A 19,934-nucleotide genomic window follows, 5' to 3' on the forward strand; every position below is an offset into this window, starting at 1 on the left:
ATGGAAAAAAACTTCTTTGAAATCAATGGTCTATCTCGCCGGTGCACGCGCGGCAGCGCCCACGTCCCCAGCGCGATTGTTGTCGATTCAACAAATATCTTTCGCTCAAATAGGGGTTTCCCCTAGTTCGCCGCGCTCCTAAACTTGTTTTCAACGAAACGAAATCAGACACCGCTTAAAAAGCTTCCGATTTTGGTTTCGATCTCAAAACAAGATACTGGAGGTTTCATCATGATCAAGTCCTTTGTTCCGGCTCTCGTCATCGCTTCGGCTCTGGCCGCTCCGACCTTCGCTTTCGCGCAAAACAACGGCGCGCTGACCCGCGAGCAAGTTCGCAGCGAACTGGTTCAACTCGAGAAGGCCGGCTACAACCCGTCGCAGGATCGCGTGACGTATCCGCAGAATCTGCAGGCTGCGCAAGCGCGCGTGAACGCTGAACAGGGCGTCGCGGCAACGTCGTACGGTCCGTCGGCTGCCGGCACGGCGCAGTCGGGCTCGCGTTCGGGTGCGACCATCTCGATGTCGGATCGCAATTCGGTGTACTTCGGCCATTAAGGCGAAGAGCGGTAGCGGTAGACGTTGGGCAGTAGACGTTGGCAGTAGCTGTGAAGTGCGAGAAACGTAGTACGTAGTACCGCAGGAAGCAGTCAGAAAGCGCCAGCCGTGTTGTTCGCGGCTGGCGCTTTCTTCATGCGCGGCCGATTTCCGACGTTCCCGCAGCGCCGACATGATTCGCATGCATAATTCGGCACGCTAACTTTTTGCCTGCCGGATTGCTGCCGATGCACATCATCAGGAAGATCGTCATATTCGGCGTCGCCGCCGCGCTTGGGCTCATCCTCCCGCCCGCTCGCGCAGCGAACCCCGACGCGCTGTGGAATATCGTGAACGGACAGTGCGTCCCGGCGGCGCATGGCGCGCCCGTCAGGCAACCGTGCGCGGACGTCGATCTCGCCGGCGGCTATGCGGTGCTGAAGGACATCGTCGGGGTCGCGCAATATCTGCTGATTCCGACGGCGCGCGTCAGCGGCATCGAGAGTCCGGAACTGCTCGCCGCCGATGCCCCGAATTACTGGCGCGATGCATGGCAAGCCCGCCGCTATGTCGAGGGCGCACTGCGCCGCCCCTTGCCCCGCGACGAAACCTCGCTCGCGATCAATTCCGCGAGCGGGCGCTCGCAGAACCAGTTGCACATTCACATCGATTGCCTCGCCGCGGATGTCGGCGAGGCGCTGCGCGCGGCGGGGCCGGGCATCGGCGCTGAGTGGACGCCGTTGCCGATGCGTCTGCGCGGGCATCGCTACCGCGCGATGCGCATCGACGATGCCGATCTCACGCGCACCGATCCGTTCAAGCTGCTCGCGGCGACGGTCGCCCGCGAAGGCGGCGCGATGGGCGATCAGACGCTGCTGCTCGCCGGTGCGGTCCGCAGCGACGGCGCGCCCGCGTTCTATCTGCTCAACGATCAGGTCGGTTTTGGCGACTGGGCGTCGTCGGAAGAGCTTCAGGACCACACGTGCGGTTTAGCCGATCGGTCCATCGAGAGACCGTGACTCAGCAGGAACAGCGCTTCCTGTCTGCACGACGCGCTCACTCGCCGATCAGATGAAGCACCAGTTCGCGATCATGCGGTGACGCCCGGTGCTCGAACACATAGATGCCTTGCCACGTGCCGAGCACCATGCGCCCGGCTTCGACCGGAATCGAAAGCTGCACGTTCGTCAGCGCCGTGCGCAGATGCGCGGGCATGTCGTCGGGGCCTTCGGCGTCGTGGATATAACGGCCCGGCGCTTCGGGCGCGACCGTTTCGAAATAGCGTTCGAGGTCCGCGCGCACGTCGGGATCGGCGTTTTCCTGAATCAGCAGTGACGCCGACGTGTGCCGGCAGAAGACCGTCAGCAGGCCGGTGCGGATATCCTGCATATCGATCCACCGGTCGATATCGCGCGTGACTTCATGCAGCCCGCGCGAGCCCGTGGCGAGCCTCAGATGGTGAAGTGCCTGTTTCATGTCGTTCTCGTATCGAGTTGAGGGTTCACGTTGATGGACTATGCTTGTCGATTGCAGGTTCACGGACGCCGCCGCCGATGCGACCATCGCTTTCCGCCACGAATACGACGCGCGTGCTCGCTGTCGTCATCGCGACGCTGCTGCGCGCCGCGCACGCCGCCGATGCGCCCGCCGACACGCCCGCCGACACGCCCGTCAATCGCGGCAACGATCCTTTCCTGCACGTCTCCAGCGCCATTGTCGCTTGCCCGACGCCGAGCGGCCCAGTCCAAACCGAGCAGGAATGGCTCGCCGATGCACACTACCGCATCGAACGCGGCAATAGCTGCTGGATCGCGGGCCGCTGCCGGCTGCCGAACAGCTACGGCTACGACAGGGAAATCGCCGAAAGCGTCACGCGCCGCCTCAACGCGCTGAACGCATCGCTGCACTGGCGCGAGAAAACGAGCCTGTGGCTTACCTTACAGCGCCGCTTCATTTATATCGACGGGTGCGTATCGCCCGATTTCGACAAAACGCGCTTCGTCTCCGAACTGGGCGAGACCGCCGATGTCGAGAAGATCATCGACCGGACGACGGTTCTATCGCCTAAGCTGAAAGCGAGACCGTGAGCGACGCCGGTGCGGCCGGCGATTGCCGATGACAACGAATTCCGCTGACTGGCTACTCCGCTTCGTCCGACGCTTCCTGCTGGCGGCGGCGCTCGGCTTCGTCGCGCTGCGAGCGAACGCCGCCGCGCCGGTGGTCGTGATCCCGCTGTCGGGCGCAATCGGCCCGGCGAGCGCGGACTTCGTCGTGCGCTCGCTTTCCCGCGCCGCCGACGAACACGCGCAACTCGCCGTGCTGCGCATCGACACGCCCGGCGGCCTCGACCTTTCGATGCGCGCCATCATCCAGGCGATTCTCGCGTCGCCGGTGCCGGTGGCCGCGTTCATCGCGCCGAGCGGGGCGCGGGCGGCGAGCGCGGGCACGTACATCGTCTATGCCAGTCATATCGCCGCAATGGCGCCCGGCACGAATCTCGGCGCGGCCACGCCGATCCAGATCGGCATGGGCGGCAAGGAGCGGGCGGCGTCATCGCCCGACGAGTCGACCGCTGAAACGCGCAAGCAGGTGCAGGACGCCGCCGCCTATATCCGCGGCCTCGCGCAATTGCGGGGCCGCAACGAGCAATGGGCGGAGCGCGCGGTGCGCGAGGCCGTCGCGCTGTCGGCGAACGAAGCGCTCGCGCAGAAAGTGATCGACCTGACCGCCACCGACACGCCCGATCTGATCGCGAAACTCGACGGCCGCCACGTGCGGACCGCGCTGGGCGAACGCATCCTCGCGACGCGGGCGGCGCCGGTCATCGCCCTGCAGCCCGACTGGCGCAGCCGCTTTCTCGCGGCCATCACCGATCCGAGCGTCGCGCTGATTCTGATGATGATCGGCATGTACGGGCTCTTTTTCGAGTTCGCCAATCCGGGCTTCGTGCTGCCGGGCGTCGCCGGCGCGATCTGCCTGCTCGTCGGGTTGTTCGCGCTGCAACTCCTGCCGATCAGCTACGTCGGGCTGGGACTGATTCTGCTCGGCACCGGCTGTCTGATCGCGGAGATGTTCCTGCCGACGTTCGGCGCACTCGGCATCGGCGGAATCGTGGCCTTCGCGATCGGCGCGCTGATGCTGATCGACACCGACGTGCCCGGCTTCGGGGTTCCGATCGGCATCGTGCTCGCGCTTGCGGCGACCACGGCGCTTTTCGTGTTCGCGGTGTCGGGCATCGCGTTGAAGGCGCGCAAGCGTCCCGTCGTGAGCGGCGGCGAGGCGATGTTGGGCAGCATCGGCGTGATGCTGGAGTCGGACGGCGGCAGCGGATGGGCGCGCGTGCACGGCGAACGCTGGCGCGTGCTGGCGACCGGTACGGGCGGCTTGCCGGGTGCGGGCGAGCGCGTGCGGGTCGTCACGCGCGACGGGCTCACGCTCACCGTCGAGCCGCTCGAAGATCAACGTAAGCAGGCAGCTTGAGAGGCTAGGGACATGGGGCTTACTTTCGGCTTTAGCGGCATCGTGATTGCGCTCGTCATTTTCCTTCTGGCGTCGGCGGTGCGGATTTTTCGGGAGTACGAGCGCGGCGTCGTGTTCATGCTCGGGCGCTTCTGGAAGGTGAAAGGACCGGGGCTCGTGCTGATCATTCCGGTGGTACAGCAGGTCGTTCGCATGGACCTGCGCACGGTCGTCTTCGACGTGCCGCCGCAGGACGTCATCACGCGCGACAACGTGTCGGTGAAGGTGAACGCCGTGGTGTACTTTCGCGTCGTCGATCCGGAGAAGGCCGTGATTCAGGTCGCGCGCTTTCTGGATGCGACGAGCCAGCTATCGCAAACCACGCTGCGCGCGATCCTCGGCAAGCACGAACTGGACGAACTCCTGTCCGAGCGCGAGCGCCTCAACAGCGACATTCAGCGCGTACTTGATGCGCAGACCGATGCGTGGGGCATCAAGGTATCGAACGTGGAGATCAAGGACGTGGACATCAACGAGACGATGATTCGCGCGATCGCCCGTCAGGCCGAAGCCGAGCGCGAGCGTCGCGCGAAAATCATTCATGCGGAAGGCGAATTGCAGGCGTCCGAGAAGCTGCTGCAGGCGGCGCAGATGCTCGCTCAGGCGCCGCAGGCGATGCAGTTGCGCTACTTGCAAACGCTGACGACGATCGCCGGCGACAAGAACTCGACGATCGTCTTTCCGGTGCCAGTGGATCTGGTCAGCACGATCGTCGATCGCTTCACGAAGCCTTAGATCAGCGCGGGGAAATCCAGCGTGGTGTCATTCACGCGATTGACGAGGTTCGTGAAGTTGATGACGCTCATCGCGAACAGCGCGTCGATGACTTGCGCTTCGGTGTAGCCGGCTTCGCGCACATCGGCGAGGACGCGGGCATCGACGGTGCCGCGCGAATCCGCCACTTGCCGCACGAAGCGCACGAGGGCATCGCGCTTGGCGTTGCCGGTCGCCTCGCCCGCGCGGATCTGCTGCGTTTCGAGTTGCGTGAGGCCGGCCATCTTGCCGACGATCGTATGCGCCGCAGCACAGTAGTCACAGCCCGCGAGTTCGCTGACGGCGAGCTTGATCGCTTCGGCATCGGCCTTGTCGAGACTGCTCTTCGCGAGCACGGCATCGTTGGCGAGCGCCGCGCCGAGTGCGCCGGGGCTGTGCGTGCCGACCGTCGCATACGCGTTCGGCACGCGGCCGGCGGCTTTTTTGATGGCGGTGAAAAGTTCGGCGGTCTTGCCGCTGGCTTCGTTGACGTTGAGCTGAGAAAGACGTGACATGGTGCGCTCCTGGGTTCGTTGATCGCCATCTGCATGGCATGGCTCAACTGTAGGGGCGCACCGCATCGGCGTGAATGCGCGCGCGTCTCATAGACACGCGCGATCGTCTCAAACCTACTTCACGCTTTCCAGCACCTTTCGCACGGTCCCGAAGATCTGATCGATCTGATCGTCTTCGATGATGAGCGGCGGCGAGAACGCGAGGATGTCGCCGGTATAGCGCACCAGCACGCCCGCCTCGAAGCACTTGACGAAGACCTCGTAGGCGCGCGCGCCCGGCGCGCCTTCGCGCGATTCGAGCTCGATCCCGGCGACGAGTCCGAGATTGCGAATGTCCTTCACGAAAGGCGCGTCGCGCAGCGCGTGCGCCGCGCTTTCGAACTTCTCCGCCTTCGATGCCGCCCGCTCGAAGAGCTTGTCGCGTGCGTAAAGATCGAGTGTGGCGATGGCCGCCGCAGTCGCTGCCGGATGCGCGGAATATGTGTAGCCGTGAAAGAGTTCGATGGCGTTGGCCGCGCCTGCATCGACAATGGCGTCGTGCACCCGGCGATGCGCGGCGACTGCGCCCATCGGAATGGCCGCGTTGTTGATCGCCTTGGCCATCGTGATGAGGTCGGGCGTCACGCCGAAGAACGCGCTCGCGGTCGCTGCGCCGAGACGGCCGAAGCCGGTGATGACTTCATCGAAAATCAGCAGGATGCCGTGCTTCGTGCAGATGTCGCGCAGCTTCTGCAGATAGCCCTTCGGCGGTATCAGCACGCCGGTGGAACCCGCGACCGGTTCGACGATCACCGCCGCGATCGTCGATGCGTCGTGCAGCGCGACGATGCGCTCCAGTTCGTCAGCCAGATGCTCGCCCCATGCGGGCTGTCCCTTCGAAAACGCGTTGTGGGCGAGATCATGCGTATGCGGCAGATGGTCGACCGACGGCAGCAGCGCGCCCGAAAACGTCTTGCGATTCGGCGCGATGCCGCCCACCGAAATGCCGCCGAAGCCCACGCCGTGATAGCCGCGCTCCCGCCCGATGAGGCGCGTGCGCTGTCCTTCGCCGCGCGCCCGATGGTAGGCAATCGCGATCTTGAGCGCCGTGTCGACCGACTCTGAGCCGGAGTTCGTGAAGAAGATGCGGTCCAGTCCTTCCGGCATCAGCGCGGCCACTTTGGACGCCGCCTCGAACGCAAGCGGATGACCCATCTGGAACGTCGGCGCGAAGTCCAGCGTGCCGAGCGCCTTCTGCACGGCATCGACGATTTCGTCGCGGCAATGACCCGCGTTCACGCACCAGAGACCCGCGCAGCCGTCGAGCACTTCGCGGCCATCGGTCGAGCGGTAGTACATCCCTTTCGCGCTTTCCAAGAGACGCGGCGCGCTCTTGAACTGGCGGTTCGCGGTGAAAGGCATCCAGAACGACGACAGATCATCGATGACGGGGCGAGCATTCATAACGGGTCTCCGGGAAAGAATGCTCACTCTAGTGCCGGACAAAATTGCGCGGCATAGACAGTCGCTTTACTGCGCTGCCAACTGTGCTGGCAAAATGCGGCAAACTGTGTTGGCTGACATCGGGTCGAACCATCGAATGATAGAACTGAAGCTGGAGCGCGGTTCACGGCAAGCGCCGACGCTCGTCGAACAACTCGTGCGCGCGTTTTCGTCCGCGATCGAAGCGGAGACCCTGCGCGCGGGCGCAATTTTGCCGTCGGTGCGCCGTCTGGCCGGGCAACAGGGCTTGAGCACCTTCACCGTGACAGAAGCCTACGGCCGGCTCGTGTCGATGGGGCTCGTGACCGCGCGGCGCGGTTCGGGTTATCGCGTGGCGCAGCGCGACCGTTCCAGACGCCCACGCCCGGTCGAGTGGCAGCCGCCGAGCCTCACGGCGACCTGGCTGCTCTCCGATGTCTTCGCCGATCATTCGGTGCCGATCAAATCGGGCTGCGGCTGGCTGCCGAACGAATGGGTCAACGAAAGCGGCCTGCACCATGCGTTGCGCGCGATGAGTCGCGTGCCGGCGGCGCGCCTCGCGGATTACGGGCATCCGTACGGCTTCGCCCCGCTGCGTGAACGTATTGCCGAGCAACTGGATCGTCATGGCTTGCCGGTCGATGCCGCGACCAACGTGCTGCTGACAGCGGGCGCGACGCAGGCGCTCGATCTGATCGTGCGTACCTTGCTGCGCCCCGGCGACGCGGTGGTCGTCGAGGATCCCGGCTACTGCAATCTGCTGCAGATTCTCAAGCTCGCCGGACTCGACGTGCATGGCGTCCCGCGCACGGTGGCGGGCATCGATACGGATGTATTCGAGCGCATCGTGGTCGAGCATCGGCCGAAGGCTATCTTCCTCAATACGACGCTGCAAAATCCGACTGGCGCGACGTTCAGCATGGCGTCCGCGTTCCGGCTGATGCAGATTGCGGAGCGTCATGGCCTGTGGGTCGTCGAGGACGATGTGAACCGCGAACTGGCCCCGCCCGGCGCGCCATTGCTGGCGGCGATGGAAGGCTTGAATCGCGTGTTGTACGTCGGCGGTTTTGCGAAGACCATCACGCCGTCGCTGCGATGCGGCTACGTCGTTGCCGAGCGCGATGTGCTGCGCGAACTGGCGCGCACGAAGATGGCCGTGGGCCTGACTTCGTCCGAAGCGACGGAGCGTATCGTCGAAAAGGTGCTGACGGAAGGGCGTTATGCGCGGCACGTCGAATTCGTGGCCGACAAGCTCAAGGACGCGCATGCGCTCGTCGAAGAGCGCATGGACGCACTGGGCGTGACCTTGTTCCGGCGTCCGCGCGCAGGTCTGTTCGTGTGGGCTAGTTTGCCGATCGATCCTTCGGATGCAGGCACGGTCGCGACGCGAGCGCTCGAGCACGGCATCTGGCTCGCGCCCGGTTCCTACTTCCGCCCGGGCGATGCGCCAAGCGCGTGCTTTCGCTTCAACGTCCCGTATTCCGTCGACGACGCGCTGTGGGATTTCCTGAGCGGATCGCTTTAGCCGCAGCTAGCTGCTCAGACGCGGTGTTCCGCCGTGCCCGAGCGATGCGCGTGCGTGCGCTGGCGGGCCGCGCTCTTGTTCGCCCTTCGCGATGCGGCGAGATGCGCCTGCAAACGCTCGCATACGTCCTTTCTGCGCACCGGGTTGAGCGGATCGCACAGACGAATGGTCAGCGTCGCGGCCTGCATGTGCAGGGGCATTGAAGTCTCCGGATCAGGCGCTTCCCAAAGCACGACGGTATCCGTGCCGTCGGAAACCTGCACGATCTGAAAGCGTGCGAGGTCGATTTTCCCAAGCTCGTGAGGTTCGATCGAGTGATGCATGATGTCCCCGAAGCAGTTCTCCATGTGCCGCCATCCGATGCAAAGTCCATGCCGATGGCGGCCACCCGCGAAACGCTGAAACTATCTTGTTTTCCAGTGTAAGTTTCAGCGTGCCGTTCGTGCAATAACGACAGTCCCTATCGCAAGGCCGCGTTAATTGTCGGAGAAAACCGCACAGATCACTCGCCGTAGATGTCGAAGTCGAAGTATTTCTGCTCGATGCGCTTGTACGTGCCGTCCTTGATCATCGCGGCGATGGCGCCGTCGAGCTTGTCCTTCAGATCGGTGTCTTCCTTGCGCAGGCCGATGGCCGTGCCGGGACCGAAGATCGCGCTGTCTTCGAGCGCCGGACCGGCAAAAGCGTAAGGCTTGCCGCGCGGCGTCTCCAGAAAGCCGCGTTCCGCCTGCACCGCGTTTTGCAGCGATGCATCGAGGCGGCCAGTCAGCAAGTCCGCATAGACCTGATCCTGATCCGCATACGATACGACCGTCACGCCTTTAGCGCCCCAATGCGCCTTGGCATAGGTCTCCTGCATCGAGCCTTGCTCGACGCCGACCGATTTGCCCGCAAGCGATTCCGCCGTCGGCTCGATCTTCGAATCGCGCTTTGCGACGAGGCGCGTCGGGACGTGGAAGAGTTTGCTGGAGAAGGCAATTTGCTTGACGCGCGAGGGCGTCATCGACATGGTGGACAACACGCCGTCGAACTTGCGCGATTTGAGGCCCGGAATCATGCCGTCGAATGCGTTTTCGACCCACACGCATTTCGCTTGCAAGCGGCGGCACAACTCATTGCCGACATCGATATCGAAACCGACGAGCTTGCCGTCAGGCGCTTTCGATTCGAACGGCGGATAGCTGGCGTCGACGCCAAAACGAATGGTCGACCAGTCTTTCGCCTGTGCGCCGATGGACACGGCCAGCATGGAACCCAATAACACCGTCAACAGCCTATTCACGATCGTCCCTTTTCTTTAGCAATGGATTCGAGTAGTTCTAAACCGCCGCCAGAAGTATAAAGGGACACTCGCGTCAGATAAAAAAATGGCCGCGATATTCGCGGCCATTGTTCGCTCGGCTTTATCAGTTCGAACGCACGTCGATGCGTCGAGGACGTGCTTCTTCGCGGCGCGGAATGGTCAGCTTAAGAACGCCATTCGTGAGATTGGCATCGATCTTCGTGGTGTCGAAATCATCGCTGACAGTGAAGGCGCGGGCAAAGCGCGGCGCGCGCACTTCGGCATGATGCACGCGCAATCCCGCGTGCGCCGATACGACGGCTTCCGCTTCGATATAGAGCCTTGCGTCATGCACTTTTACATCGAGCTTGTCGCGCGGCACGCCGGGCAGATCGGCCCATAGCGTGATGCCGTGGCTGTCTTCGACGATATCGACGGGCGGCGTAATCGTTGCGCGGCGCACCGTTTCATCGTTCTTGCGCGTGACTTCGCTTTCGTTGCGCTGGGCAATCTGAGTCGTGTCGGTCATGGTGTGCTCCGGATCTTCGATTACTGAATGGTGATGGCGCGCGGCTTGGACGCTTCGCGCTTGCCGACGGTAATGGACAGCGTGCCGTTCTCATAACGGGCCGTGACCTTGTCGATGTCCGCGTTTTGCGGCAGCTCGATCACGCGGCGGAAGCTGCCCGTGAAGCGCTCTTTCGCATAAGTGCGCGCGCCTTCGGTCGGGGTCTCGGCCTTGCGCTCGCCGCTGATCGTCAGCGTGCCTTTGTCGACGGTGACATCGAGCGATGCGGGATCGACGCCCGGCGCAAACGCCACGATTTCGACAGCGTCGTCGGTGCTGCCGATATTCAATTGCGGAAAGACATCGGTGCGGCTCGAACGAATGCTCGAAGGAAGATTGCCGAACAGATTCGACACTTGCCGTTGCATGCGGTCCAGCTCCTGAAACAGGTCGCCGCCAAAGTAAAAGTCACTCATGGTCCAGCCTCCGATAATGCGAATAGGTTGATCGACAGGTTGATCGTTGAAGGCCGCGAATCGCGCCGCCGCCGTTGCATCGAAAATAGGAGCGGCGTCTATCGTTTCAATAGCGCATCGTGCAATTTCAACGTGCTTTTTTATTCGTTTCCGCGCTCTTGAAAAAGCGCCTGCCGCGCTTAAATTCGATCGTTTGCACCAGTCGTGCAAAGCGCGCGACTGCTCTTACAATGAGCGCTTCACGGCTCATGGCGAGGACGGCACGATGAAGGTTTGCATATACGGCGCAGGGGCGATCGGCGGGTGGATCGGCGTGAAGCTCGCGCAGGCAGGATGCGATGTCAGCGTCGTCGCACGCGGTGCGACGCTCGACGCGCTGCAGACGCACGGCCTGAGGCTCGTCGAACAGGACGCGACGCATGAGGTGCAGGTGAAGACGAGCGCCGCACCGGCAGATCTCGGGCCGCAGGACCTGGTCGTGATCGCAGTCAAAGCGCCGGCGATGGAATCGGTGGCCGCGCACATCGCGCCGCTGATCGGATCGCAGACCACCGTGCTGACCGCGATGAACGGCGTGCCGTGGTGGTTCTGCGAAGGCTTGGGCGACGCGTTCGCCGGCCGGCGTCTCGCATCGGTCGACCCGCATGGCGCGATCGCTGCGGCCATCCCCGTCGCGCAGACGGTCGGCTGCGTCGTGCATGCAAGCTGCTTTGTCGAAGCGCCGGGCGTCATCCGTCATCGACAGGGCAAGGGGCTTATTCTTGGCGAGGCGAGCGGCGAACCGAGCGAGCGAGTCGAATCGCTCGTCGAGCTTCTCGCCAAGGCGGGTTTCGACGCGTCCATGTCGCCGCAGATCCAGCGCGATGTGTGGTTCAAGCTGTGGGGCAACATGACGATGAACCCGATCAGCGCGATCACCGGCGCGACCACGGATCGGATCCTCGGCGATGACCTGGTGCGCGACTTCGTCACTCAGGTGATGCTCGAAGCGAAAGAGATTGGCGCGCGCTTCGGCATCGCGATCGAACAGGAACCGGCCGATCGTCACGCGGTCACGCTCAAGCTCGGCGCGATGAAAACATCGATGCTGCAGGATGTCGAAGCGCGCAAGGCCGTCGAACTCGATGCGCTCGTTGCTTCGGTCCACGAACTCGGCGCGATGACCGGCGTGCCCACGCCTTTCATCAATGCGCTGCTCGGCCTTGCACGATTGCACGCGCGCACGCTGGGCCTTTATCCCGCGCAATTGCAATGAGTGAGACGACGAATGAATCAGCCAGACGCTAGCAAAGCAACAAGCGAACTCATGGCAATGCGCGATGTGCTGCGCGAATTCGTGCGAGAGCGGGACTGGAGCCGTTTCCATTCACCCAAGAATCTGGCGGCGGCGCTGAGCGTCGAAGCGAGCGAGTTGCTCGAGCCGTTCACATGGCTTGCCACTGGCGACAAGACCGAACTCGACGACGCGAAACTGCGCGCCGTTCGCCATGAAATGGCCGACGTCCTCGCCTATCTGATCATGCTGGCGGATTCACTCGACGTCGATCTCCATGGCGCGCTTCTCGAGAAGATGGCGATCAATCGTGTGAAGTATCCGGTGCACAAGGTTCGCGGCGATGCGCGCAAGTACAGCGAATACGATGAATAACCAAGGGCGCGCGCAAGGCTGAGCGCGCTTTACTCAACGAAGACCAAGGACCGCCGATGGACTTTTCGCTTTCGCCCGAACTGACCGAACTGCAAGCCCGTGTGCGCGCGTTCATCGCAGAGGAGATCGTGCCCTTCGAGCGCGATCCGCGTTGCACGCCGCATGGCCCGAACGAGGACTTGCGCGCAGAACTCATCGCCAAGGGGCGCAAGGCGGGTTTGTTGTCGAGCCATGTATCGCCGGAATATGGCGGGCTCGGACTGGGACACGTCGCCAAGGCGATCCTCTTCGAAGAAGCGGGATATTCACCGCTCGGGCCGGTTGCGCTGAACATCGCCGCGCCGGATGAAGGCAACATGCATTTGCTGGAAGCCATCGCAACGCCCGAGCAGAAGGAGCGCTGGCTGCGTCCTCTGGCGGCGGGCGAGATTCGCTCGTGCTTCTGCATGACGGAGCCGCCGCCCGGCGCGGGCGCGGACCCGGCGATGCTGCAGACCATTGCCACGCGCGATGGGGACGAGTACGTCATCGACGGCCGCAAGTGGTTCATCACCGGCGCAGAAGGCGCGTCTGTCGCGATCATCATGGCGAAGTTCGCCGATGGCCCCGCGACCATGTTTCTCGCCGACATGAAGAGCGAAGGCATCGTGATCGAGCGTTCGATGGATTCGCTCGATACGTGTTTTCCGGGCGGTCATGGCGTGGTGCGTTTCGATGGCCTGCGCGTGCCGGCTGCAAACGTGCTCGGCGAGCCGGGCGAAGGCTTTCGCTATGCACAGGTGCGTCTTTCGCCCGCGCGTCTTACGCACTGCATGCGCTGGCTCGGTGCCGCACGCCGCGCGCACGATGTCGCGAGCGAACATGCGCGACGGCGGCAGGCGTTCGGAAAGGCGCTCGGCGAACACGAAGGCGTCGGCTTCATGCTCGCGGACAACGAGATGGACCTGCATGTGACGCGGCTTGCCATCTGGCACTGCGCGTGGGTGCTCGATCAGGGCGTGCTCGGCAAGCATGAATCGAGCATCGCGAAGGTCGTGTCGTCGGAAGCGTTATGGCGCGTCGTGGATCGCTCGGTGCAAGTGCTGGGCGGGCAGGGCGTCACGCATGAGACCGTGGTCGCGCGGATTTTCGCGGACATGCGCGCGTTCCGCATCTACGATGGCCCGTCGGAAGTGCATCGCTGGAGCATCGCACGACGTATTCTGCGTGGAGATAAGCCGCGGGCTTAGATGCATCGCTCTTATGCGCGAGATGCACGACGATGACGCGGCTGCTTTTATCGCGTCGTCGGCATGTGGGTGTAAAGCCACGTCCGACGACGATGCTGCCGAACGCGGACGCCGAGCGTAACTAAAGCGTAAGCAAGAGCGGCTATCTGTTGCAGGCGCACGCGGCATGACCGTTACATCTGGTAGCGATTTACCTCTATGTTTAGTGCTTCGCCCGCTAAACGTTTCATCGACACCACGCTGGGGAAAGCCCGTGTTGCGACGCAGCATTTCATTGAGTATGCTGTTCAGGGAGCCGGCATTGCCGCACGAAATCATTGCCCATGAAAGGGGCTAACTCGAAGCGTCCGTCATCAAGAACGTGCGTCAAGCCAGCAAGCATGGCGAACGTCGACTTGTAGGAGCCGCATATATGGAACTGACCACATCACCGAATCCGACGCTACATGTCTTTCATCAGGAAGGCGGTTGGCATTGGGGAATCACCGTTGAACGCGCAGCCGGCGGCGGAATGAAAGTGGTCGCCTATAGCGACGAAGGGTTCGGCTCCGAACACGAAGCGCGCGAGGACGGCGAATACGTGCTGCGCTCGGAAGACTGGCGTTCGCGTCAAAGCTTTAGCCGTAGCGAGCGGCGTACGGGCTGCACGTAGTGATGGCATAGCCCTTGCCGCTGTGCCTTCGCTGTTCATCACTTCTCCCCCGCCTGTTTCTTCCGCCTGTCTTTTCCCCAAGCCGCAAACGCGCGACACTGCATGCACCGCCCATTCCGATAAGGCGCGCCGTATGTCATCCGGTCCCGATAACGCTCGTTTCACCGTCCGTCGCATGAACCTGGCCGATCTCGCCACGGCGCTCGACTGGGCCGCGGCGGAGGGCTGGAATCCCGGCCTCGACGATGCGCGCTGCTTCCATGCTGCCGACCCCGACGGCTTTTTCATTGGGACATGGGACGATGAGCCCATCGGCTGCATTTCCGCCGTGGCCTACGACGACGCGTTTGGCTTCATCGGCCTCTACATCGTGCGGCCTGAATGGCGCGGCAAAGGCATTGGAATACGTCTCTGGCGCGCGGGCGTCGCGTATCTGGGCGAACGCACCGTCGGCCTCGACGGCGTCATTGCGCAGCAACCTAACTATCGAAAGTCGGGCTTCGTGCTGGCCTATCGCAACGTGCGTTATCGAACCGTAGCGATGCGTGGTGACGATCGATTGTCCGGCGTTGCGATAGCGGATGCGTCGAGCGTTCCGTTCGATCGCCTGTGCGACTACGATGCGCGCTGCTTCATGTCGGCGCGTCCGGCATTCTTGCGCGCGTGGATCGCGCAGCGCGAGGCGCGTGCGCTCGCCGCAGTCGATGGCGAAATCGTGCGCGGCTACGGCGTCGTGCGTCGTTGCCGTAACGGATACAAGATCGGCCCGCTTTTCGCCGATGACTTGCCGATTGCACGCGCGCTTTATCGGGCGCTGGTTTCGTCAATCGCAGGCGAAACCGTATTTCTCGACGTTCCGGAGAGCAATGCGTCGGCCGTCGCGCTCGCAGCCGAGCACGACATGACCAGCGACTTCGAAACGGCGCGCATGTACACGCGAGCGGCGCCCGCTGCGCCGCTCGATCGTGTATTCGGCGTGACGACGTTCGAACTCGGTTAGCGGAGCGCGAATCTCACGCGCTTGGCCGCTCCACGGGCGGCGTGCCGTCGTGAAAGAGCTTCTTCAACTCCGAGCGCAACTCCGGCGAATCTTCATGCCGATGGACGCTTACCGCGTGCTGCACGGCGGCTTCCAACAGTTCGTCTTCGGAGTCGGCGGATAGGGCGACCGTGCAGTTCGTGTCGCTCGGAAACTCGCGGCAATCGATGTACTTGCGTGCCATGGCATCCTCCTCGCATGAGACGCTGAATTCAGTATAGGCGTTGGTTTTGTGAATGATGGCCGCGTTTGCGTGCGCCTTTGCGCTCCGGTAACGTGTCGCATGACTTCGATTCCCGACGACACGCTGCGTGCTTACCGTTCAGCCATATATCGCATCGATGGCGAACCGCCGATCGACATGATCATCGACAAGAAGAACGACGCGGTTGCCTCGCTGCTGGCGCGTCATGGCGTGACGAGCGCGGTGTTTGTAACGGCGTTCAATCCGTTTGGAGAAGTACTCGGCGAGCACGAGAACGCGGTTCGACAGCGCGCGCTGGTCGCGTACATCGGGCGGTTGGGGCGGACTGCGTTGGCGGGGGCAGGTATCGATCCGGGCGGTGTCTGGGGAGCGGAAGTTAGTTTGTTTGTGCTCGGAGCCGATGAGTTCGTCGCCAATGAACTAATGGCCGTATTCAAGCAGAACGCAGTTGTTATCGTGCGCGACGACGGTGTGCCACGGCTGCGGTTGCATCGGCGGTATCGTTGAAGGCGGCCCGGTCTAATTGAGGCGTTGCGTGAGTTTGCGCGACGATAGGGCAGTGGTTTGCAACCCGCGATGCGTACTACCGCTCGACGTGCTGGAGAACGATCGTTTGCAGACTATCGCTAAGGATGGCGTGGAGAGTTTCGTCGTCGGTCGTGGTTGGCTTGGAATCAGCGGCGCGGATAATTGCATCGTCATTCGAGCGACATTGAACTAGGGGCGCGATACCGCGAAGAAGCGTGCGCTTTAGAACGCCATCGCCGATGGGCTGTTCGAGCGGGTCGAACTGCGGCGTGAGCGCGTCCTCAGCAGCCGCCTGGTCCTTCGGCAAGCCGAGAAATAAATGACAGGGATCGTGAGACTTCCTTCTTGAGGGTGTCACCGAGCGCAGTTCGCACTCGACACCTCGCTGACGCTGTGGGATGAAAAGCTGTCGGCGTGTTACGGCGCCCTTGGCCGTTGTTCTTGCTCGTTAAGAAGGCGCTGCAGCATGAGCGAGATCACGGGCGTTCCCGTTGTAACTCGCACTCGTTATTCGACCATCTTTACCTAATCGTCCGTTACGGCTCGACGCAAGCCTAGATCGCACATGGCTGGAGCTGCGATGCCGATGCTGCGGATAGTCGATTCGAAGCGACCCGCATGCGCCTACGAGATGCGAGCAGGCCGCGCCTGACCTTAGCCTTGCGCCATGCCTCTACGCTTCTATCTGCGGCTGATCGTCATAAGGCGCTTAGTCACTGACAACAAGCAACGAACTCATAGCTGTGGACTTTCCCGCCTCTCAGCTCGAATGCGTTGACGCGCCGTAGCACGCTCGCATTCAGGCCGCAATAAAAGTGGGCTTCGACTCTCCGTTTTAAGAATTGTGCACCTATCGGGAGGTTTGCAAACATTTGATACTCGGAGCGATAACTCTGGACGCCTGCGTCGACGATGCAAGTCGCGTTTGCAGTCGATCGACGCGGTCGAATGGGCCAATTGGAAGGGAAGCGTTGATGAATGTCGCTGCGGACTGCGGAACCGAGGAACCCATTAACCTTCACTGGCGGTTCAGTGTCAGCTCATTTCTGACCGTGGGAGCGCCCGCCTGATGGACCCGCGACTGCTTCCGTTATACGACCGCGAACGCCTTTATATGCAGGCGTCGGGCGGCGAGTTCGCGCTGGGTCATCCGAAGATCGCAAGACGGCTCCTGATGCTCGGCTCGGAGACGGGCGATATCTTCGTTAATCGCCTGATCCAGTCGTCGGCGTTCGTCAACGCCCGCATGCAGATGCGCTTCGACGACGAATTTCCGCTGCTCACTCAAGCACTGCTGTCGTCGGTCTATCCGGGGTATCTGTCCCCCACGCCGTCCATCGCCGTCGCGCGCTTCTACGCGGGCGGCAAAGCGGCGGGCTTTCTCGCGGGGCACACGATCAAGCGCGGCGCCGAGGTGACGTCGCTGCGCCTGCCGGACGGCGAGAAGACTGACTGCACCTTCAGCACGACGCAGGACGTCGCCTTATTTCCCATCGAGCTAGTCGATGGCCGGCTCACGCACGTTCCGCCCGATATCCAGGGACAAGACCGCTATGTGCCGCCGCATCGGCGGGTGCGAGGAGCGTTGCGGCTGCGCTTGCGCACGCTTGAGGGCATGCCGTTCTCCTCGCTGCAAGGACTGGATCGGTTGCAGATTTACCTTGCTGCCGATGAACGCGTCGCGTCACACCTGCATGAATTAATCCATACAGGAGCCGTCGTCTCGGTCGTCGGCGAGCCGGGACGATTCAGCGAGGCAGGCTATGTGCCGCATGTCGTGACATCGGATCCTGTCATCCACGATGGGCTCACCGCCGACGAGACGGTATTGCCGCTTGCCGCGCCGAAGTTCATTGGTCACAACCTCGTGCATGAATACTTCTCCTGCCCGAGCCGCTTCTATTTCTTCACGCTGACAGGACTACAGGCCGGGCTCGCGCGCATCCACGGCAGCGAGGCCGAGATTGTCGTGCTGCTGGACCGTTCGACGAGCGAACTGGCCGAGCGCGTGAATGCCGACATGTTCGCGCTCTTCTGCGTGCCCGTCGTCAACCTCTTCAAGGCCCGAACGGCGGCCGTGCGTACCGAGGACCTTGGGCCTGTGATTCACCTGATGCCGTTTGGCAAGGCGGCGCTCGATCACGAAGTGCATCACGTCGAGCGCGCCATCGGTCAGGTTAAAGAGGAGCAGAGCTCAGAAGAACTGCCTTTCTATCCGCTGCATGAGGCGCTGCTGCACGATGAGGAAGGTCACGGGCGCTACTTCACCGTGCGTCGCGAGCAGCGGCTGTCCAAAGCCAAAGGCCGTTCGTACGGTACGCGTGCACCGTATGTCAGCACCGAATCGTTCCTGTCGCTGGTCGGACGCGACGGGCTGCCGTACACACCCGGCGAACACGACGAGCAAATCAACTATCTGTCCTTCGATGTGTGGCTCACCAACCGTGACCTGCCGGGCCTGCTCGATTGCAACGGCGTGAGCGACGTGAAGCTGCCCGGCTCGGCGCCGCTTGCGAGCGTCGGCCTGGTGCGTGCGCCGAGCCGATCGAGGCCGCCGATGGGCGTCGGCATCAAAGCGTGGCAATTGCTCGCGCAACTCGCCATCGAACACGCGGACTTCGACGACCGCTACGACGAGCCCAATCCGGGCGAGGGCTTGCGCAGCCTGTTGCGGCTTTATCTGTCAGCGGATATCCCGGCGCTGCGGCGACAGGTGGAAAGCCTGTCCTCGGCGACGCTCACACCGGTCAATTGTGTGGTGCCGCATGCGATTCCACCGATGGTGTGCGCACTCGAATGCGCCGTCAGCTTCGACGAGGACGGCTTCGAAGGCACGAGTCCTTACGCGCTAGGCGTGGTTTTAGAGCGCTACCTCGCGCGACACGCTTCCGCGCATTCCTACACCAAGACCGTGCTGCACTCGAAGCAGCGCGGGCGCATCGCCGAGTGGCTGCCTCGACCGGGGACACGCAGCGTGGCGTGAGGCGCACGCACAAGAGTCGAACAAATTCCCGCACGGCCAATGCCGTGACTTAAACAAAAGAATCAGGGAGCAGTATCGAATGTTTAATCCGCTGCAAAGCCGCACGCTGAAGATCGAGTGCAAGGCGCTGCCGACGTGGGGCGATAGCGATATCCTCATCCCTCAGCGCGTGCGAGGCGTCGAAACGCTGGGCGAGTTGTATAAATTCGAAGTCGACCTCGCTTCAGTCGACAGCCCGACGTTTCGCATCTGGAACGCGCGCACGCTCCTCAAGCCCGATGACCTGATCGGTAAATCAATCGAAATTCAGGTCGAATTCGAGGGCAAAGGAACGTTCATTCCGGGCCTGCCCGGCGATCTCGGCGCGGGCAACGTCGGCGCGGGCGTGCGCACGATCAACGGCATCATCACCGAAGTGCAGCAGACCGGCTGCGATGAACGGCGTGTCTATTACCGGTTCACCGTAAGACCCTGGCTGTGGCTCGCGACGCAAAACCGCGATAACCGGGTGTTCCAGGATATGAGCGTCCTGGACGTCACCGAGGCGGTACTGAAAAGCTATACGTTCCCTTGGGACAAGCGCCTCGCTGCCGTCGCACTGAACAACAATGTCTTTCCGAAGCGCGACTTCATCAGACAATTCTGGCAGAGCGACTACGAATTCCTAAAACAACTCTGGAGCGAGTGGGGACTGTACTACCACTTCGATGGGATGAAGCTCATGTTGTGCGATTCGCCCGGCTCGCACAAGAAGCACGGCAATGCGTACGACTCGGTCCTGTATCACTCGCCTGAAGGCAAGCGCATTGAAACTGGAACCAATGGAAGTTGGGTCGTACATTCGGCTAGGCCTAACCTCACCGGGCCGAAGAACTTGCCTGTTGAGATGCCTATGCTGCCAAAGGATGTCTGCATTGAGTGCCTGCTCAAACGCGCCACGGCTCGATCCGCTTTTGTGAATAAGGGATTCTGAGTATGAGCATCAAGGAATTTAAGGCGCAGAGGTGGCGCCGTTGGTTCGGACAGTTAGATCGAGTTTATAAGTGGAAGCGCCGGGGTCATCAAGCTGCCGATTTG

Annotated in this window: 22 protein-coding genes; 14 read left to right on the forward strand and 8 right to left on the reverse strand. The window is 62.4% G+C overall.

The features are described 5' to 3' along the window. Positions 1-234 precede the first annotated feature (234 nt). Both AB6804_RS22585 and AB6804_RS22590 read left to right on the forward strand, forming a co-directional pair. Entirely contained in the window at positions 235-555 is a 321-nt protein-coding gene (locus AB6804_RS22585; RefSeq protein ID WP_035970447.1) for a DUF4148 domain-containing protein, read from the forward strand. Positions 556-782: 227 nt separating this feature from the next. Then, positions 783-1,553 (forward strand): CDP-diacylglycerol diphosphatase, encoded by a 771-nt coding sequence (locus AB6804_RS22590; protein ID WP_370888358.1) that lies wholly within the window; start codon positions 783-785, stop codon positions 1,551-1,553. 37 nt (positions 1,554-1,590) lie between these two features. Here AB6804_RS22590 and AB6804_RS22595 read toward each other — a convergent pair whose 3' ends face one another. Next, on the reverse strand, positions 1,591-2,010 hold the full coding sequence (locus tag AB6804_RS22595; protein ID WP_035970438.1) for a secondary thiamine-phosphate synthase enzyme YjbQ: 420 nt from the start codon (positions 2,008-2,010) through the stop codon (positions 1,591-1,593). Between the two features lie 77 nt (positions 2,011-2,087). Here AB6804_RS22595 and AB6804_RS22600 point away from each other — a divergent pair, with 77 nt between their 5' ends. The 3 genes from AB6804_RS22600 to AB6804_RS22610 are packed head-to-tail and all read left to right on the forward strand — an operon-like array spanning position 2,088 to position 4,788. Further along, entirely contained in the window at positions 2,088-2,621 is a 534-nt protein-coding gene (locus tag AB6804_RS22600) for a BON domain-containing protein (protein WP_370888359.1), read from the forward strand. Positions 2,622-2,649: 28 nt separating this feature from the next. Next, entirely contained in the window at positions 2,650-4,014 is a 1,365-nt protein-coding gene (locus AB6804_RS22605; protein ID WP_370888360.1) for a nodulation protein NfeD, read from the forward strand. A 12-nt stretch (positions 4,015-4,026) separates the two neighbouring features. After that, positions 4,027-4,788 (forward strand): slipin family protein, encoded by a 762-nt coding sequence (locus tag AB6804_RS22610; protein ID WP_035970435.1) that lies wholly within the window; start codon positions 4,027-4,029, stop codon positions 4,786-4,788. On the opposite strand, the gene AB6804_RS22615 is transcribed toward AB6804_RS22610, so the two are convergent. Together AB6804_RS22615 and AB6804_RS22620 are read right to left on the reverse strand one after the other, a co-directional pair. Next, positions 4,785-5,321, reverse strand: a complete 537-nt coding sequence (locus AB6804_RS22615; RefSeq protein WP_370888361.1) for a carboxymuconolactone decarboxylase family protein — start codon at positions 5,319-5,321, stop codon at positions 4,785-4,787. The two genes, AB6804_RS22610 and AB6804_RS22615, sit on opposite strands and share 4 nt — an antisense overlap. Positions 5,322-5,435: 114 nt before the next feature. Continuing rightward, a complete protein-coding gene (locus tag AB6804_RS22620) occupies positions 5,436-6,764 on the reverse strand; it encodes an aspartate aminotransferase family protein (RefSeq protein ID WP_035970432.1) in 1,329 nt (442 codons plus the stop codon). A gap of 136 nt (positions 6,765-6,900) precedes the next feature. On the opposite strand from AB6804_RS22620, the gene AB6804_RS22625 reads away from it, so the two are divergent. Continuing rightward, positions 6,901-8,307 (forward strand): PLP-dependent aminotransferase family protein, encoded by a 1,407-nt coding sequence (locus AB6804_RS22625; protein WP_370888362.1) that lies wholly within the window; start codon positions 6,901-6,903, stop codon positions 8,305-8,307. A gap of 14 nt (positions 8,308-8,321) precedes the next feature. On the opposite strand, the gene AB6804_RS22630 is transcribed toward AB6804_RS22625, so the two are convergent. The 4 genes from AB6804_RS22630 to AB6804_RS22645 all read right to left on the reverse strand — a co-directional run bounded on the left by AB6804_RS22630 (position 8,322) and on the right by AB6804_RS22645 (position 10,573). Beyond that, positions 8,322-8,654, reverse strand: a complete 333-nt coding sequence (locus AB6804_RS22630) for a hypothetical protein (protein ID WP_370888363.1) — start codon at positions 8,652-8,654, stop codon at positions 8,322-8,324. Positions 8,655-8,809: 155 nt separating this feature from the next. After that, entirely contained in the window at positions 8,810-9,589 is a 780-nt protein-coding gene (locus tag AB6804_RS22635) for an ABC transporter substrate-binding protein (RefSeq protein WP_370888364.1), read from the reverse strand. Positions 9,590-9,713: 124 nt separating this feature from the next. Further along, positions 9,714-10,118, reverse strand: a complete 405-nt coding sequence (locus AB6804_RS22640; RefSeq protein ID WP_035970425.1) for an Hsp20/alpha crystallin family protein — start codon at positions 10,116-10,118, stop codon at positions 9,714-9,716. Positions 10,119-10,138: 20 nt separating this feature from the next. Further along, the gene (locus tag AB6804_RS22645; protein ID WP_035970424.1) at positions 10,139-10,573 is read right to left on the reverse strand and encodes an Hsp20/alpha crystallin family protein; all 435 of its coding nucleotides are present in this window, start codon (positions 10,571-10,573) and stop codon (positions 10,139-10,141) included. A gap of 265 nt (positions 10,574-10,838) precedes the next feature. Here AB6804_RS22645 and AB6804_RS22650 point away from each other — a divergent pair, with 265 nt between their 5' ends. From AB6804_RS22650 to AB6804_RS22670, 5 genes are all read left to right on the forward strand, one after another. Next, a complete protein-coding gene (locus AB6804_RS22650; RefSeq protein WP_370888365.1) occupies positions 10,839-11,828 on the forward strand; it encodes a 2-dehydropantoate 2-reductase in 990 nt (329 codons plus the stop codon). 51 nt (positions 11,829-11,879) lie between these two features. Then, a complete protein-coding gene (locus AB6804_RS22655) occupies positions 11,880-12,221 on the forward strand; it encodes a nucleotide pyrophosphohydrolase (protein WP_370888366.1) in 342 nt (113 codons plus the stop codon). A gap of 56 nt (positions 12,222-12,277) precedes the next feature. Next, the gene (locus AB6804_RS22660; protein WP_370888367.1) at positions 12,278-13,450 is read left to right on the forward strand and encodes an acyl-CoA dehydrogenase family protein; all 1,173 of its coding nucleotides are present in this window, start codon (positions 12,278-12,280) and stop codon (positions 13,448-13,450) included. Between the two features lie 412 nt (positions 13,451-13,862). Further along, on the forward strand, positions 13,863-14,102 hold the full coding sequence (locus tag AB6804_RS22665; protein WP_035970419.1) for a hypothetical protein: 240 nt from the start codon (positions 13,863-13,865) through the stop codon (positions 14,100-14,102). A gap of 133 nt (positions 14,103-14,235) precedes the next feature. Further along, on the forward strand, positions 14,236-15,102 hold the full coding sequence (locus AB6804_RS22670; protein ID WP_370888368.1) for a GNAT family N-acetyltransferase: 867 nt from the start codon (positions 14,236-14,238) through the stop codon (positions 15,100-15,102). A 13-nt stretch (positions 15,103-15,115) separates the two neighbouring features. Here the strand turns inward: AB6804_RS22670 and AB6804_RS22675 are convergent, their stop codons facing one another. Beyond that, the gene (locus AB6804_RS22675) at positions 15,116-15,325 is read right to left on the reverse strand and encodes a DUF1059 domain-containing protein (protein ID WP_370888369.1); all 210 of its coding nucleotides are present in this window, start codon (positions 15,323-15,325) and stop codon (positions 15,116-15,118) included. Positions 15,326-15,502: 177 nt separating this feature from the next. On the opposite strand from AB6804_RS22675, the gene AB6804_RS22680 reads away from it, so the two are divergent. The 3 genes from AB6804_RS22680 to AB6804_RS22690 all read left to right on the forward strand — a co-directional run bounded on the left by AB6804_RS22680 (position 15,503) and on the right by AB6804_RS22690 (position 19,830). Continuing rightward, the gene (locus AB6804_RS22680; protein ID WP_370888370.1) at positions 15,503-15,853 is read left to right on the forward strand and encodes a DUF3293 domain-containing protein; all 351 of its coding nucleotides are present in this window, start codon (positions 15,503-15,505) and stop codon (positions 15,851-15,853) included. A gap of 1,090 nt (positions 15,854-16,943) precedes the next feature. Further along, positions 16,944-18,857 carry a type VI secretion system baseplate subunit TssF gene (gene tssF, locus AB6804_RS22685; protein WP_370888371.1) on the forward strand — a complete coding sequence of 638 codons (1,914 nt, stop codon included), beginning with the start codon at positions 16,944-16,946 and terminating at the stop codon, positions 18,855-18,857. 79 nt (positions 18,858-18,936) lie between these two features. Beyond that, entirely contained in the window at positions 18,937-19,830 is an 894-nt protein-coding gene (locus AB6804_RS22690; protein WP_370888372.1) for a contractile injection system protein, VgrG/Pvc8 family, read from the forward strand. The last annotated feature ends 104 nt before the right edge of the window (positions 19,831-19,934 follow it).

It is taken from the genome of Caballeronia sp. RCC_10 (assembly GCF_041360715.1).
Lineage (GTDB): Bacteria > Pseudomonadota > Gammaproteobacteria > Burkholderiales > Burkholderiaceae > Caballeronia > Caballeronia grimmiae.